The organism is Polaromonas sp. P1_G1, assembly GCF_056405595.1.
This window is the reverse complement of sequence record NZ_JBFUBU010000274.1, coordinates 1-384: the sequence shown is the minus strand read 5'-3', so window position 1 is coordinate 384 and position 384 is coordinate 1. Positions and strand designations below refer to the sequence as shown.

The window sequence follows — 384 nt, the reverse complement described above, 5'->3', positions numbered from 1 at the left end:
GCATGCAGGCCCGGATAACAGGTGATGACCTCCCAAGTGCTGCGGGCAGCGGGGTCGCGGTCAAGAATGCACTGGATATCGGAGCGGATGCGTGAAAACATGCGAAAGAGTCTACCCGTTCAGGTCTGATTTGCCGTCTATCGCCACCAATCCCCCACCGGTAGCCGGTACTTGGGCGCTGCGCTGCAGGATGGCTTTGGCAATGCCGCGCAGGATGTGGATTTCTTCCTGCGTCACCTGGGCACGGTTGAACAGCGCATTCAGGCGCGGCATGAGCTTCTTGGGGGCGGCCGGGTCCAGAAACTCCAATGCGATGAGCGACTGTTCCAAGTGGGTCAGCATGCCACTCACCTGTGCGGCGTCGGCCAGCGCGCTGGGCGGACT

General features: G+C 61.7%; 2 pseudogenes. Both read right to left on the bottom strand.

Annotated elements, in window-relative coordinates:
- A pseudogene (locus tag AC1D1Y_RS26820) lies at window positions 1-101 on the bottom strand (serine O-acetyltransferase); the annotation flags it as partial.
- 10 nt (window positions 102-111) lie between these two features.
- Window positions 112-384: pseudogene (locus AC1D1Y_RS26815) on the bottom strand (hypothetical protein); the annotation flags it as partial.